The 14,462-nt window shown below is 65.6% G+C and carries 11 protein-coding genes and 1 pseudogene; 7 read left to right on the forward strand and 5 right to left on the reverse strand.

The genetic code is table 11. The features are described from left to right. Positions 1-34: 34 nt before the first annotated feature. From choW to EJ067_RS25740, 4 genes are all read left to right on the forward strand, one after another. Complete coding sequence (gene choW, locus EJ067_RS25725) at positions 35-889, forward strand: choline ABC transporter permease subunit (RefSeq protein ID WP_126087992.1); 855 nt, start codon at positions 35-37, stop codon at positions 887-889. Beyond that, positions 886-2,067, forward strand: coding sequence for a choline ABC transporter ATP-binding protein (choV, locus tag EJ067_RS25730; protein ID WP_126087993.1), 1,182 nt, complete (start codon positions 886-888; stop codon positions 2,065-2,067). The genes choW and choV overlap by 4 nt, the downstream gene beginning before the upstream one ends. Before the next feature lie 202 nt (positions 2,068-2,269). Continuing rightward, positions 2,270-4,303 (forward strand): autotransporter outer membrane beta-barrel domain-containing protein, encoded by a 2,034-nt coding sequence (locus EJ067_RS25735; protein WP_126087994.1) that lies wholly within the window; start codon positions 2,270-2,272, stop codon positions 4,301-4,303. Positions 4,304-4,490: 187 nt separating this feature from the next. Then, the gene (locus tag EJ067_RS25740; RefSeq protein WP_126087995.1) at positions 4,491-5,528 is read left to right on the forward strand and encodes an MBL fold metallo-hydrolase; all 1,038 of its coding nucleotides are present in this window, start codon (positions 4,491-4,493) and stop codon (positions 5,526-5,528) included. 12 nt (positions 5,529-5,540) lie between these two features. Here the strand turns inward: EJ067_RS25740 and EJ067_RS25745 are convergent. From EJ067_RS25745 to EJ067_RS25755, 3 genes and pseudogenes are all read right to left on the reverse strand, one after another. After that, positions 5,541-5,981, reverse strand: a pseudogene (locus tag EJ067_RS25745) (transcriptional regulator); the annotation flags it as partial. Beyond that, positions 5,975-6,931 carry an IS481 family transposase gene (locus tag EJ067_RS25750; RefSeq protein WP_126063820.1) on the reverse strand — a complete coding sequence of 319 codons (957 nt, stop codon included), beginning with the start codon at positions 6,929-6,931 and terminating at the stop codon, positions 5,975-5,977. The gene EJ067_RS25750 and the pseudogene EJ067_RS25745, both read right to left, overlap by 7 nt. Next, positions 6,918-8,606 (reverse strand): transcriptional regulator, encoded by a 1,689-nt coding sequence (locus tag EJ067_RS25755; RefSeq protein WP_245468040.1) that lies wholly within the window; start codon positions 8,604-8,606, stop codon positions 6,918-6,920. The genes EJ067_RS25750 and EJ067_RS25755 overlap by 14 nt, the downstream gene beginning before the upstream one ends. A 212-nt stretch (positions 8,607-8,818) precedes the next feature. On the opposite strand from EJ067_RS25755, the gene EJ067_RS25760 reads away from it, so the two are divergent. Continuing rightward, the gene (locus EJ067_RS25760) at positions 8,819-9,904 is read left to right on the forward strand and encodes a pyridoxal-phosphate dependent enzyme (RefSeq protein WP_126087997.1); all 1,086 of its coding nucleotides are present in this window, start codon (positions 8,819-8,821) and stop codon (positions 9,902-9,904) included. 97 nt (positions 9,905-10,001) lie between these two features. Further along, positions 10,002-11,483: a pyridoxal-dependent decarboxylase gene (locus EJ067_RS25765; RefSeq protein ID WP_126087998.1), complete on the forward strand. Its 1,482-nt coding sequence runs from the start codon at positions 10,002-10,004 to the stop codon at positions 11,481-11,483. Positions 11,484-11,503: 20 nt separating this feature from the next. Here the strand turns inward: EJ067_RS25765 and EJ067_RS25770 are convergent, their stop codons facing one another. Next, positions 11,504-13,528, reverse strand: a complete 2,025-nt coding sequence (locus EJ067_RS25770) for a BTAD domain-containing putative transcriptional regulator (RefSeq protein WP_126087999.1) — start codon at positions 13,526-13,528, stop codon at positions 11,504-11,506. A gap of 171 nt (positions 13,529-13,699) precedes the next feature. Between EJ067_RS25770 and EJ067_RS25775 the strand changes: the two genes are divergently transcribed. After that, positions 13,700-13,939 (forward strand): hypothetical protein, encoded by a 240-nt coding sequence (locus tag EJ067_RS25775; protein WP_126088000.1) that lies wholly within the window; start codon positions 13,700-13,702, stop codon positions 13,937-13,939. Positions 13,940-13,961: 22 nt separating this feature from the next. Here the strand turns inward: EJ067_RS25775 and EJ067_RS25780 are convergent, their stop codons facing one another. After that, positions 13,962-14,330, reverse strand: a complete 369-nt coding sequence (locus EJ067_RS25780) for a YciI family protein (RefSeq protein ID WP_126088001.1) — start codon at positions 14,328-14,330, stop codon at positions 13,962-13,964. Between the last annotated feature and the right edge of the window lie 132 nt (positions 14,331-14,462).

Genomic DNA, 14,462 nt, shown 5'->3' on the forward strand with positions numbered 1-14,462 from the left:
CCGCCAAAAATGGCGAAGGCCAGAGAGGGGAAAGATGGATCCGATTTCGAAATTCCTGGTCGCCTACAAGATCCCCATAGGTCCGTGGGGCAAGGCCTTCTTCGGTTTCCTCACCGACAATTTCGACACCATTTTCAGAGCCTTCTCCAACGGCCTGAACTTCATCCTCGACGGGGCGGTGGACCTCCTATTGGTGGTGCCGCCGGTCCTGCTGGCGCTGGTCGTTGCCGTCATAGCCTGGTTCCTGCAGCGCTCGCGCCCGCTCGCCGTCGGCGTCTTCATCGGCCTTATCTTCATCATCAACCAGAACCTGTGGAAGCAGACCGTGGAGACTTTGGTGTTGGTGGTTGCGGCCGCCGCCGCCTCGATGGCGATCGGCGTTCCGCTCGGCATCTGGGCCGCGCACAAGCCGAAGGTCTACCGCTTCATGCTGCCGGTGCTCGACCTGATGCAGACTCTGCCAACCTTCGTCTACCTGATCCCGGTGCTGACGCTGTTCGGGCTTGGCAACGCCCCCGGCCTCATCGTCACCATCATCTTCGTCATTCCGACCCCGGTTCGTCTCACGCATCTCGGCGTCACCTCGGTGCCGAAATCGATCGTCGAGGCAGGTGAGGCGTTCGGCGCCACCAAAAGGCAACTTCTCTGGAAGGTCGAGCTACCTTCAGCCTTGCCCACCATAATGGCGGGCCTGACTCAGTCGATCATGCTGTCACTGTCGATGGTGGTGTTCGCGGCCCTGATCGGTGCCGGCGGCCTCGGCACTGAAATCAACCGCGCGCTCGGCTCGCGCCGGATCGACCTCGGGCTCGAGGCCGGCCTTGGCATCGTCGTGCTGGCCATCGTGCTCGACCGAATGACCCGCATTGGCGTTGGAGGCAAGAAATGACCGTCGCCGTCGATTTCAAGAATGTCGATATCGTCTTCGGCGCCGATCAGGCGGGTTCGCTGGCGATGATCGACCAGGGCGCCACCCGCGCCGAGATCCTCGAAAAGACCGGCAATGTGCTGGGCTGCGCGGGCGCCAGCCTGACGATCCATGAGGGCGAGATCTCGGTGCTGATGGGCCTTTCCGGTTCCGGCAAGTCGACCCTGCTCAGGGCCGTCAACCGGCTGAACGTGGTGTCGCGCGGCCAGGTGCTGGTGAAGGACGGTGACCGCACGGTCGACGTCGTCACCTGCGACGAGGCGACCTTGCGGCGGCTGCGGCAGAAGCAGGTGGCGATGGTGTTTCAGCAATTCGGCCTGCTGCCCTGGCGCACGGTGGAAGAGAATGTCGGCTTCGGCCTCGAGCTCGCCGGCGTGCCGGAGGCCGAGCGCAAGGAGCGGGTCAGGAAGCAGCTTCAGCTCGTCCATCTTGACCAGTGGTCGAAGAAATACGCGCATGAGCTTTCGGGCGGCATGCAGCAGCGCGTCGGCCTGGCGCGCGCCTTCGCCACCGAGGCGCCGATCCTGTTGATGGACGAGCCGTTCTCGGCGCTCGATCCGCTGATCCGCACCAAGCTGCAGGACGAGCTTCTGCAACTCCAGGCGGAACTGAAGAAGACCATCATCTTCGTCAGCCACGACCTCGAGGAGGCGCTGAAGATCGGCAGCCACATCACGATCATGGAAGGCGGGCGCATCGTCCAGACAGGCGCGCCGGAAGACATCGTGCTCAGGCCTGCCAACGACTATGTCCGCGACTTCATCGCCAATGTGAATCCTCTGTCAGTGCTGACGGCGTGGAACGTGATGCGCGACCGGCGCGACCTCGAACACGGCGAGAACGGCTGGGTCTGGCTCGACCGGCGCAAGACGACGCGCTTCAAGATCGACGAGCACGGCCTGGTGGCGGCGGCCGAACGCGACGGCAAGCCGGCGGTGTGGGTGTCGTGCGCCGATGTCGAGCGCCAGCCGGAGGAGGGGGCGCAAGTGTTCTGGGCCAATCCCGGCACGTCGCTGAAGACGGTGATGCTGGCCATGCACCGCTCGCAGACGGCTCCGGTGGCACTGTTCGACGAAGGCTCCCGCTTCGTCGGCGCGATCGGCATCCGGGATGTGCTGAGCGCGGTGCTCAGGCGGTAGGCATTTTCGCCCACGCCGACGGATGGCGCGGTTTCATCGAAATGATGAACCGCTCTGTCTCCCGGTTCTGGCGCCATTCCGAACGGAAAACCGGCTTCACAGTTTTCCTGGAAATTGCGCCAGCGCCGGGCACGTCGCCTCCGGCTTGTTTTTCGCTTCCGTCGGGCGCAGAGTCGGCTAGTTGCGTGCCCATGCGAGGGGGATGCCGACGTCGCATGCTGGGCTTTCCGGCGCGGTTGCGCTGTCAATTCTCGCCGCGGTCTCGCTTGAAAGCGGCGCGGCGCGCTCGCAGAGTTTTGTCATCGGCAATGGCGTGACTGCCGGCCAGCAAACGATGACCGGCGCCGGCGACACCGGCGCTGTCAGTGCAACGGGAGCCATCGAGACATCTGGCGCCGGTATCGATGCCGTGCGGATGTTCGGCCCGGCCCAGAGGTTCAACAACCACGGTTTGGTTGAAACGTCGGGCGGCGGCGCCATCAACGTCAATTCGCAGGGCTTGGACGCGGCGATTCTCAGCGACGGGACCATCCTGGCGATAGGCGATGCCTCCATCGGCATCCTGTCCGAGGGCGGGAACGCGCACATCGTCAACAACGGTGCGATCGAGGCGCTGGGGGTCGCCACATACGGCATCATCAGCGATGCGCCCGGCGGGCGTATCGACAACCGCGGCTTCATCGGCGTTGCCGGCGCGGCCGCCGCGGGCATCATAGGCGCCGGACCGGACCTGAGGATTTCCAACAGCGGCTCGATCGAGGCTTTTGGTATCGCCGCCGCCGGGATCGTCTGGCAGAACGACGGCCTGCGGGTGGACAATACCGGGTCGATTGCCGTGTCGGGGCTGGCTTCCATTGGCATCGGCGCCAGCGGCAACGACGTTGCAATCGTCAACAGCGGCCCCGTCGGCGTTTCCGGCACGGGCGCGACAGGTATCGGTACCCTGTCCGGCAATGCGGCGATCACCAATTCCGGTTCGGTCGTCGTGGACGGTGCGAGCGCCGTGGGCATCGCGGCGCTGGGCGACAATTCGGTCATCACCAACTCTGGCCGCGTCTTCAGCGACCAGAGCGCGGCAATCTATTTCGGCGCGCCTGGAGCCACGCTGAACCTTTTGGGCGGCACGGCTATCCAGGGACCGATCGCCTTTTCCGGCGGCGGCAACACCCTCACATTCGGCCCCGCACTGAACGCTGTCATGAGCTTCGTCGGAAGCGGGCCGCCGCAAACCATCCTGACCGGCGGCAGGCCATTCGTGACGAGCGGCAACAGCGTGGCAGTGGTCGACACCAGCGGGTTTGCGAGCAGCGCGCCACTGGTCGAAGATATTGTCGACGGCATAGTCGGCGCCGTCGAGGCGCGCATGCCCACCCCAGGCGGCGACGTGCTTGCGCCGCATAACGGTCCGGACTCCTGGATCTCCACATTTGGCGCGATACGCTCCCAGGGCGCTTCCGGCGCGTCGGCCGGGTTCAGCGAGGCGCTGGGCGGCGTGGTCGCCGGCGCTGAAAGGCGCTCGGGCGACGGCTTCCTGGGTGGCGTGCTGCTGGGAGGCGCTGCCGGATCGACCGAGGTCGACCACGACGCGCAGGAAATCGTCCATCGCGGCGTATTTGCGGGCGGCTATCTGGGCTATGACGGAGGAGCGCGTTTTGCCGAGGCGGCATTCGTTGCCGGGGTGCTCCAGGAGCGGAGCCGCCGCCGTGTCGCGAACAACCTGGCGCTCGGCGGCGTCGAGACAGCGCGAGCCGATTTCAACGGCGTCTTCCTCAGCCCGTCGGTGACGCTCGGCACGCGTATGCCGGTCATGGCCGGCACGCTGGTACCCAGCCTGCGGCTGCGTTACGTGGGGCTCATCCTCGACGACTACTCGGAGACCGGCTCGGACGGCGATCTCGCCGTCTCGGGGCGCGACGTCAACGTGTTCGAGGCGCGTGGCCAACTCGCGCTGGCTTTGGCGCCCGTCAGCACGCCGAGCCAGACTTGGCAAACCACCCTCCGTGCCGGGATCGACGCGATCGCGCAAGATAGCGACGAGCTGTCGGCGACACTGCTTGGCCAGGACATCTCTTTTGCCGCCGGCGGCAGAAAGGCGGTGTTTCGCGGCTTCGCCGGCGCGGACGTCGCGGCGGAGGTCGGTGCCGGCATGACCCTGAATGCCGGCTTCGAGGCCGGTTACGGGAGCGACAACGCCTTCACTGTCCGAGGCCGGGCTCGCCTCAGGAAGGCTTTTTGACGAGGCTCGACAAACTCCGGCGCCTGCTTACGGTTTGGGACTGTCGCTCCGTGGCTACAGGGAAGGCCCGGCTCCTGGAACATATTTTTCGAAATCCATTCCGCTCCAGCGGGTCTCTGCGGTAGGATATTGCCGCGACCGCGCGGAGAATGCCCGGCGGTGCGAACTGCAGCGGGGTATGCGGCAAATGATCTTCCGTCAGCTCTTCGATTCCGTTTCGGGCACCTACTCCTATCTGCTCGCCAGCCGCCGCGGCGGCGAAGCGCTGATCATCGATCCGGTGCTGGAGAAGGTCGAGCGCTACCTGCAACTCGTCAACGAGCTCGACCTCAGGCTGGTCAAGGCCGTGGACACACATCTCCATGCCGACCACATCACCGGGCTCGGGGCGTTGCGCGACAAGACGCATTGCATCACCGTGATGGGCGAACAGACCAAGGCCGATGTCGTCTCGATGCGGCTTGCCGACGGCGACAAGCTCGCCATCGAAGGGTTGGCGCTCGACGTCATCTATACGCCTGGCCACACCGACGATTCCTACAGCTTCATCCTGCCCGACCGGGTCTTCACCGGCGATACGCTGCTCATCCGCGGCACCGGCCGCACTGACTTTCAGAACGGCGATCCGCGCCAGCAATATGAATCGATCTTCGGCCGCCTGCTCAAGCTTCCCGACGAGACGATGATCTTCCCGGCGCATGACTACAAGGGCGAGACCGTGTCGACGATCGGTGAGGAAAAGGCTTTCAATCCGCGCCTGCAGGTGAAGTCGGTGGACGAATATGTCGACATCATGAACAATCTCAAGCTGTCCAATCCGAAGATGATGGATGTCGCTGTGCCCGCCAACATGCGGGTCGGGCTGCACCAGGATGATATCGCCAGCCGCGGCTGGTCGGTGACGGCGGAACAGGCGCTGGCGCTGGTCGGCCGGCCCGACGTGGCGCTGGTCGATCTGCGCGAGCAGTCAGAACGGGAGCGCCACGGGGTCATCCCCGGCGCGATCCATCTGCCTTATGCGCGGCTGCAGGAGAACATCGCCGTCGGCGGCATGCTGCATGAGCTGGCGAAATCGACAGCCAGGCAGATCCTGTTCTACTGCGCGTTCGGCGAGCGCTCGGCGATGGCCGTGCAGGCCGCGCAGGATGTCGGAATATCGAGCGCCCGCCACATCCAGGGCGGCATGGATGCGTGGCGGAAGGCCAGCGGCCCGCTCGTGCATTGACGCAGAGCAGACTCAGTGCAGCCCGATGAGCTTCGCGCCCCTGCGGAACAGGGCTTCGCCGTCCCGGTCGAAGCGGAAGGTGGCGATGAAATCGTCGGCCCGATAGTCAGGCCATGTGGTGCGGATCGCCGCGGCAAAGTTCCGCGCTTCGTCCTGCCGGTCGGCCAGCGCCAAGCAATGCGCTGCAATCGCCAGGATGATGACATGGGCATTGGGCCTGGCTGCCGCCTTGAGCGCCCATTCGGCGGCCTCGTTGTATTCACCCAGCCGGGCATGGGCCATGGCGCGCGCCCCCATCATGCCGAACAGCAGCGGATCGAAGGGGCTGAGATGGCGCGAGTGATCGGATGAGCCGATCGCCGACTGCGGATCGCCCGACTGCGAGTGGACGAAGGACAGCGCATAGTGGCCGAGCGCGAAGTTCGGACTGAGGTCGACGGCCTTTGCTAGCTGTGGAGCCTCAACAGGTTGTCCTCGGTTAGAGCGAGGCGACTGATAGGTGTTTTGGACTTTAGGCTCCCGTGGGGACGGTGCCAATTGTATCTGTGCAGCCAGACCGGCAACTCTGCGGCGCGGTGATCTGAAGTCGGATAAGCGATGGCATAAGCCCATTCGCGCAGTGCTGTCTGGATGAAGCGCTCGGCCTTGCCATTGGTCTTGGGTGTATAGGGTCTTGTCCTGACGTGCTTGAGGCCGAGATCGCGGCAGGCCTTGGCGAAGGCCTTTGATCTGTAGCAGGAGCCGTTGTCGGTCATGACGCGGGCTATCGTGACGCCGAGGCTGGCGTAGTAGGCCACCGCCGCCTTGAGGAAGGCGATGGCGCTTTCTTTTTTCTCGTCGGGCAGGATCTGCGAGAAGGCGATGCGGGAGGCGTCGTCGATGCAGACATGGACGAACTCCCAACTGCTGCCGCGCGAGCTGGCATTGCCGGTGCGCTTGCCGGTAATGCGATGACCGATGCGCTCGAAACGACCGAGCTTCTTGATATCGATATGGATCATCTCGCCAGGATGCTCGCGCTCGTAGCGTCGGATCGGCTCGGCCGGTTCGATATCCCGCAACCGCGACAGTCCGGCACGCTTGAGAACCCGGCTAACGGTGGCGGGCGAGACGCCGACCTCATGGGCGATGTGCTTGCCGGTCCAACGTTGCCGCCGCAGCGCCATGATGCGCTCGGCGATCAACGCAGCGGTGGCCTGCGGCATATGGGCGGGCCGCGAGGAACGGTCGATCATGCCGGCCCGCCCTTCGGACTTGTAGCGCTCGACCCAGCGCGCCACGATCTTGGCCGACACGCCGTAGACACGCGCCGCATGGGCTTTGGAGAAAGCGCCTTCTATCACCGACAGCGCCATCTCCTCTCGACGCAGCGGTGTGAGACGGGCATTCTTATGGATGTTCATTCGGATCCTCCGATGGATGCTGAAGCGTGGTAACTCCAGTCTCCTCGGTCCGGTCCGAATGGACAACCTCCCGAAAGCTCACAGCTAGCTCGAGCAGCGAGCCGTCCTGGTCGCCGCGCAGCCACAAGGCGCGGCCCATCGCCCAGTGACCCGCGGGATTGCGGTCGTCGACCAAAAGGCTGTGGCCGGCGGCTTCGAAAGCCAGTGCCGTCTGCCGGTCGCGATCGCCCCAACGCTGGAAGGCATTTTGCCAATGGGTGAAGGAAAGCCCGGCGTAGGCGCGGGCGAAGGTCGGGTCGAGCTTCAGGGCGTCGTTGAAGAATTGCTGCGCCAGCTCGTTTTCCTGACGGGTGAAGCGGTACATGTGCCAGAGGCCGCGATGATAGGCTTCCCAGGCATTGAGCGAGTTCGGCGCCTTCAGCATTGCCCGGTTTCGCTCGACGGTCGCGATCTCGGCGGCGATCGAGGAGACAATGCTGTTGCCGATATCGTCGATGACGACAAAGATTTCGTCCGGCCTGTGCTCGAAGGTTTCGGCCCAGACGATCCGCGCGGTGCGGACCTCGACGAGCTCGACCGAGACGATCACCCTGCCCGAAAGGCTGCGGACCGAGCCCGTCGCCACATAGTCGACATTGAGCCTGCGCCCCGCATCCTCCGGCGCGATGTCCTTCTCGGCCAGTGCGAAGACCGATCCGCGGGCGATGACGAAGAAATCGCGAAGCTTGGCGAGGCGCGTGATGATGTCGTGGGTCAGGCCATCGGCAAGCCCGCCGCGAAAATTGGCGGTGCTTTCCGCGAACGGCATCACCGCCAGCGAGGCCCGGCGCAACGCTGCGCGTTCGTCTTCCACGGCAACGATCGGCGGTTGCGGGGCCACAAGACCCGGCCCGGACCGCGCGCACGGCGCCGCGCTGGCGTTCCGGGCCCTAATCTCGTGCCATGCCTCGCGCAAAGGGGTGAAATCCAGCTCTTCCGAGTGAAAAAGCTCCGCCGCGGTGGCCAGATGTTCCTCGCCGGCGCCGATCTGGCCGCGCCGCGCAAGGTTCTCCAGCAGCGCCACATGCGCGCGCCCGTCGAACGGCGCCAGCTCCAGCCATTTGTCCAGATAGGCAGCGGCGTCATCGGCCCCCTGCGGGAGAAGGGCAATCATGTGCTCCAGGACGGCGACATGGCATGAATTGAAACGGCGGCGTTGCGCGGTCAGCCAGCTGGTGAAATGCGGGCTCCGATCGAGCTCGAGCCCGTCCAGGAATTCGCCGGCGAAGAGTGGCGCAAGCGCGCGAAGGCGCCCGAGGCCAAGCGTCTCGATCCCTTCGGCGACGGCGGCGGCGGCTTCGAGGGCATCGACGTTCGTATCGGCAAGACGAAGCGCCACGGTGTCGCCCTCGGTCTCGATCCTGTGCAGACCCGGTTCGTCGAGCGCGCCGCGAAGCTTGCTGAGGCACCAGCGAAGCTCACCGCGCGGATCATTGGGAACATCCCACAAAAGCTCGCAGAGCCGGCTGCGGCTGACGGGATGCGGCGCGAGCGCCAGATAGGCAAGCAGCGCGCGCAGCTTGCGCGAGGACGGCAACCTGACCGGCTCGCCATCACGGGTAATCGTCAGTTGCCCAAGCAGTCGCAGGGACAGGCCGGGGGTTGTGTCGTTCAGGCTCGATCGGGTGGATTCCACGTAAATTTCCACGCTCTCTCCAACGCTGACCAGCTGGTCCATGTTCTATCACCAAAGACGACAGGAAGCATCCGGCAGCCCCATTCCGTGCCGGAATGCGCCGTTGCCGCATTTGCGGCTGGTTCAGCAGCCTAGCGCGGCAAGGTGTCGAAACCGCGCCGCCGAAGTCGCCGGTCTGTAACCGGCACGTGAGATACCGAGGAGAAAAGCCCATGTTGCAGCAGTTGAAAATCAGGACCACTGCCGGCCGCGGCCGGCTGTTCGACAGCATTCTGGACACGGTCGGCGACACGCCGGTCATCCGCATCAACAATCTCGGCCCGGCGCACGCGACGATCTATGTGAAGGCCGAATTCTTCAATCCGGCAGCCTCGGTGAAGGACCGGCTGGCGCTCAACATCATCGAGGAAGGCGAGCGCAGCGGCAAGCTGAAGCCCGGCCAGACGGTGGTCGAGGCGACCAGCGGCAACACCGGCATCGGCCTTGCCATGGTCTGCGCGCAGAAAGGCTATCCCCTGGTGGTGACGATGGCCGACAGCTTCTCCGTCGAGCGCCGCAAGCTGATGCGCATGCTGGGCGCCAAGGTGGTGCTGACGCCGCGCGCCCAGAAGGGTTTCGGGATGTACAAGAAGGCGGTGGAACTCGCCGAAGCCAATGGCTGGTTCCTGGCGCGCCAGTTCGAGACCGAAGCCAATGCCGCCATCCATGAGGCGACGACGGCGCGCGAGATCATCAACGATTTCGCGGGCTCCAGGCTCGACGTGCTGGTCACCGGCTATGGCACCGGCGGTACGGTCGCCGGTGTCGGCCGGGTGCTGCGCCGCGAGCGGCCGGATGTCCGCATCGTGCTTGCCGAGCCTGCGAACGCCCAGCTGATCGGCAGCGGCAAGGGGCAGGAACGCGGCGCGGGCGGCGCGCCGGCCGCCAGCCATCCGGCCTTCGAGCCGCATCCGATCCAGGGCTGGACGCCGGATTTCATCCCCAACGTGCTGCAGGAGGCGATCGACCGGCGCTACTATGACCAAGTGGTGCCGATCCCCGGTCCGGAAGGCATCAAGTGGGCGAAGGCGCTGGCGCAGCAGGAAGGCATCTTCACCGGCATCTCCGGCGGCGCCACCTTCGCCGTGGCACGCCAGATCGCCGGAACCGCTCCGGCCGGTTCGGTGATCCTGTGCATGCTGCCCGACACCGGCGAGCGCTACATGTCGACGCCGCTCTTCGACGGCATCGAGGCGGAGATGGACGCCGAGGAGATGGCGCTGTCGCGCTCGACGCCAAGCTGCCAGTTCGAGGCCTGAAGACAACGCGCGGCGCTGCTATCCGTCCGGATGGCGGCGCCGCTCGACGATTTCGCACGCCACCCAATGGTCGCGTGCCTTTTTGGGGGAGAAGCGGATGGACAACTTGCAGGAAACGACGGTGATGGAAGAAACCCTCGATCCGCCGGACTGGACCGATGTGCAGGCGCTGTCGCACCGGGTCGTCGACGACGCCATCGGTTACCTCAGGGATGTTCGGGACCGCCCGGTGTGGCGCGAGATGCCCAACGAGGTCCGCGCCTTCTTTGCGGCGACGTTGCCGCGCGAGCCGACATCGATTGCCGATGTCTACGGCGACGTCGCCCGCAACGTGATGGCCTACCCGATGGGCAACGTCCATCCGCGTTTCTGGTCCTGGTATATGGGCTCGAGCAATTTCACCGGCGCGCTCGGCGATTTCCTGGCGGCGATCCAGGGCTCGAATCTCGGCGGCGGCAACCATGCCGCCGGGCTCATGGACAGCCAGGTGGTCGACTGGTGCAAGGAGATGGTCGGCTTTCCAACCTCGGCCAGCGGCACGCTGGTCAGCGGCGGCTCGATGGCCAACATCATCGGGCTGACCGTGGCGCGCAATGTCAAGGCGGGCGTCGATGTTCGCGAAAGGGGCGTCGGGGCGATCCCACGGCCGCTGCGCTTCTACGCCTCGGACCAGGTCCATTCCTGCCACCGCAAGGCGATGGAAGCGCTCGGCCTCGGCAACCGGGCGCTGCGGCGGATTCCGACCGATGCGGGCCTGCGCATCGATATTGCTGCGCTCAAGGCGGCCATCGCCGAGGATCGCGCGGCGGGTTTCAAGCCGGCCTGCGTGATCGGCACCGCCGGCACCGTCAACACCGGCGCGGTCGACGACCTGCAGGCGCTGGCCGCGCTGGCGGCGGAGGAAGACCTCTGGTTCCATGTCGACGGCTGCATCGGCGCGCTGATTGCAATCGCGCCTCAAAACAGGGCGCTTGTGGCCGGCATCGAGCAGGCGCATTCCATCGCGCTCGATCCGCACAAGTGGCTGCACGCGCCGTTCGAGGCGGGCTGCGCGCTGGTTCGCGATGCCTCCGCCCACCGGAACGCCTTCGCCGTCACGCCCGAATATCTGGAATCGACCCCGCGGGGCCTCGCTTCCGGGCAATGGCTGCACGACTACGGCCTGCAGACCTCGCGCGGCTTTCGCGCGCTGAAAATCTGGATGGCGCTGAGGGAGCACGGCGCCGAGAAGTTCGGCCGGCTCATCGATCAGAACATCGCCCAGGCCGCTCATCTCACCGGGCTGATCGAGGCGGAGCCGGCGCTCGAGCTGACGGCGCCGACCACCATCAACATCGTCTGCTTCCGCCATCGCCTTGAAGCTGCATCGGAGGAGCGGCTCAAGGCCCTCAACACCGAGATCATGCTCAGGCTGCAGGAAGAGGGCATCGCCGCCCTGTCGGACACCACCGTGCGCGGCCAGCACTGCCTGAGGGTCGCGATCACCAACCACCGGACGCGCCGCGAGGACCTCGATCTCCTGGTGCGCGAAACGCTTCGCATTGGAAAGGAAATCGAGGCAGCGACGCTACCGGATTGAAGAGAGTGTCCCAAATTCTGCTATTCGGGCAGGCCGGCCAGCCGCAGCGCCTCGACATATCTGGCGAAATAGTCCGGCCTGATCTGTCCCACCCGGTGCTTGAGGTTGGAAAGCGTCAGTTCCGGGTCGAGCGCCAGCGAGTGCGCTATGTGCTTGCTCGCGGCATCCAGCCTGCCGGCCATGGCGTCGCTGGCCGCCGCCACGCGTAGGCCGGTGAGATAGTAAGGCTGCGCGCGCGAAGCCGCTTCGGCGACCGGCCATGCGGCGTCGTAGCGGCCGGCGACGAAATGGGCGAAGGCGGTGAAGGACTGCATGAAGAAGGTCAACGGATCGAGCGGGCTTAGCCGCCTTGCCCTCGACATGTGCTCGATGGCGATGTCCGGGTCGTCGTGGCAGGCCTTGAGGCAGCCGCTGGCGCTCCAGGCGGCTGCGCAGTTCGGGTTCAGCATCAGCGCGCGGTCGGCCAGTGCCGAACCGGCCTCGTAGTCGCCGATGACGTAGCCCAGCGCCAGGCCGCTGAAGGCCAGCGCCACGGCGTCATCCTGGCCGGCGATGGCGACGTTGCCGACCAGCCGGGAGACCTCGGCGGTCTCCTTCAGCCGGTCGGTCATCCAGCCATTCGCCATCCGCCAGAAATAGCACCAGGCGGCAGCGCCCTGCGCGGCGGCAAAATCGGGGTCGAGCTGGATGGCCTTGTAGAACTGCGGCAGCGCCTCCTCCTGCCCCTCCCTCGTCCAGCGGTAAAGGCTCGCCATGCCGCGCAGGTAGTGGTCGTAGGCGTCGAGGCTTTCGGTGGGCTTGCGCTTGGCGCGCGCCATCTCGGCCTGTTCGAGCCTGGGCGAAATCGCGCCGATGACGCTGGAGGCGACGAGGTCCTGCAATTCGAACACCTCCGAGACGTCGCCTTCGAAGCGGTCGGCCCACAGACTCACCCCCGCCGCCGCCTCGATGAGCTGGCCCGCCACGCGCAGCCGGCTGCCGGCCTTGCGGACGCTGCCCTCCAGCACGTAGCGGACCCCGAGCTCGCGCGCCACGCGGGTGACGTCGACCGCCTGGCCCTTGTAGGCGAAGGCGGAATTGCGCGCGATCACAAACAGCCAGTTCACATGCGACAGCGCCGTCGTGATCTCCTCGACGACGCCGTCGGTGAAATAGTCCTGCTCGGCGTCGCCGCTCATGTTCTGGAACGGCAGGACGGCGATCGACGGCTTTTCCGGCACCGAGACTGCCGGACGCGGCGGCTCCGTCTTCACTTCCAGATGGGACAGTTCGACCTCGGGCGTCCCGCCATCGGCTCCCGGCGCTTTCAGGCGCTCTATATTGGGCCCTTCGACAGATTCGGCCAGCGTCCGCGTCGCTTCTTCGGGCTCAACGCCGAGCTCGCGCTTCAGCGCTTCCCTGCAGGCCAGGAACTGGCGGAAGGCATCGTTGGTCTTGCCGCGGCGGCGAAAGATGCGGATCAGGGCGCGGTGGGCCTGCTCGGCGCATGGGTCGAGCGTCACCAGACATTCGGCCAGCCTTTCGCAGGCCCGTTCCTCGTGCGAATCCAGCTCACGCAGGAGGCTCAGCCGCTCGGCAAGGTCCAGCGCCTTGCGGGTGTAGCTCGCCCGAAGCGGCGCAAGCCATTCATCGATCTCACTGGGGAAAGACAGCCCGTCGAGGAGCTCGCCCCGGTAGAGGTCGGCCGCTGCCGCGAGGCTCGTGCCATCATCGTCCTTGCAGCTTCGGTCGAAAGCCCAGATGTCGGCCTCGTCGGCATTCGCCGCCAGCCAGATGGTATCGGCATTGCCTTCGATGCGAATGGCCTCGTCGCCCGTGGACGGAAACAGCCGCCTGATGTCGACCAGGGCCTGGCGCAGGCTGTTTCGCGCCTGCTGCTCGCCACTGCCGGCCCACAGCATCGCCGCCACCCTCTCGCGGCGAAGGCCCTTGGGGCCGGCCAGAACCAACGCGGCAAAGAGCAGCGACGTCTTGCGCGTCGCAAAATGCAGAGGTTGTCCGCCTGCGGAGACAACCTCGATGCCGCCAAGCAATCGGATGTGCACTCCGGCCCCCGTGAAAAAGCCCCGGGCACATTATCACGTCCCGCCGCCGACTTAACGGCGAATTAGCGCTCCGATCCGCGGTTTTTCCGGCGGTTTCACGCCTGGATAAACACTGGCAAAGCGTGCCGATGGGACATTGCCCTCGTGAGTTCGAAACGAGGGAGAATGACAATGACCAACATCAGCATCAGGACCTTTCAGCCGACCACCCGCCTTGCCGGCGCGCTCGCCGCCAATATCGCCACGATCTTCGCCGGGGTCCGGCGCCGCCGCCAGGACGCCGCGCAGCGCAGGGCTTTGGCCAGCCTGTCGATGCCTGAACTGAAGGATTTCGGCTATCCGGCCGACGAAGCCCCTGCCGACATTGCGGCTCGCGGCGGCCGCACCGCAGGCCATCGCCCGCTGCGGTGAACCCGCCCCCTTTTCCCGGAAATCAGGCCAGCGGCGCGCCCGGCAGATAGAGCATGATCGGCCGGATCTCGTAGACGGCGGTGGGATTGACGCGCCTGAGGTCGCGCGCCACCGCGACCGCCTCGTCCTGGTCTGCGCAATCCAGCACATAGAGGCCGAGCAACTGCTCCTTGGTCTCGGCGAAGGGACCGTCGATCACCATGCCGTCGCCCGGGCCGCGCAACGTGACGGCTTTCCCGGTCCCGTCCAGCCTCGCCGCCGGCCCCAGCTTGCCGGCGCGGGTCAGCCTGTCATTGATCTCGAGCAGGTCCTTCATCAGGGCTGCATCCTCCTCGGATGTCCAGGACTGGACGGTCTCTTCGACATGATAGGCAAGGATCGCGTAGAACATGCTTCGTTTCCTCGTGCATGACCCCGAAAATCGGAATCGATTTTTGCTTCGCTGACCTTCGGTTCGGAAAGGATCATGCACCAAATTTAAGGGCTACGGCGTCCTTCGCGCGTCCAAGAGGACGCTCGACGC

This window comes from Mesorhizobium sp. M1D.F.Ca.ET.043.01.1.1 (assembly GCF_003952385.1).
GTDB lineage: Bacteria > Pseudomonadota > Alphaproteobacteria > Rhizobiales > Rhizobiaceae > Mesorhizobium.

What these genes read in the sequence shown, in the direction of transcription:
- choW (WP_126087992.1), top strand. Translation starts at nt 35, where the DNA reads ATGGATCCGATTTCGAAATTCCTGGTCGCCTACAAGATCCCCATAGGT.
- EJ067_RS25780 (WP_126088001.1), bottom strand. Translation starts at nt 14,330, where the DNA reads ATGTTCTACGCGATCCTTGCCTATCATGTCGAAGAGACCGTCCAGTCC.
- EJ067_RS25740 (WP_126087995.1), top strand. Translation starts at nt 4,491, where the DNA reads ATGATCTTCCGTCAGCTCTTCGATTCCGTTTCGGGCACCTACTCCTAT.
- choV (WP_126087993.1), top strand. Translation starts at nt 886, where the DNA reads ATGACCGTCGCCGTCGATTTCAAGAATGTCGATATCGTCTTCGGCGCC.
- EJ067_RS25750 (WP_126063820.1), bottom strand. Translation starts at nt 6,931, where the DNA reads ATGAACATCCATAAGAATGCCCGTCTCACACCGCTGCGTCGAGAGGAG.
- EJ067_RS25735 (WP_126087994.1), top strand. Translation starts at nt 2,270, where the DNA reads ATGCCGACGTCGCATGCTGGGCTTTCCGGCGCGGTTGCGCTGTCAATT.
- EJ067_RS25760 (WP_126087997.1), top strand. Translation starts at nt 8,819, where the DNA reads ATGTTGCAGCAGTTGAAAATCAGGACCACTGCCGGCCGCGGCCGGCTG.
- EJ067_RS25775 (WP_126088000.1), top strand. Translation starts at nt 13,700, where the DNA reads ATGACCAACATCAGCATCAGGACCTTTCAGCCGACCACCCGCCTTGCC.
- EJ067_RS25765 (WP_126087998.1), top strand. Translation starts at nt 10,002, where the DNA reads ATGGACAACTTGCAGGAAACGACGGTGATGGAAGAAACCCTCGATCCG.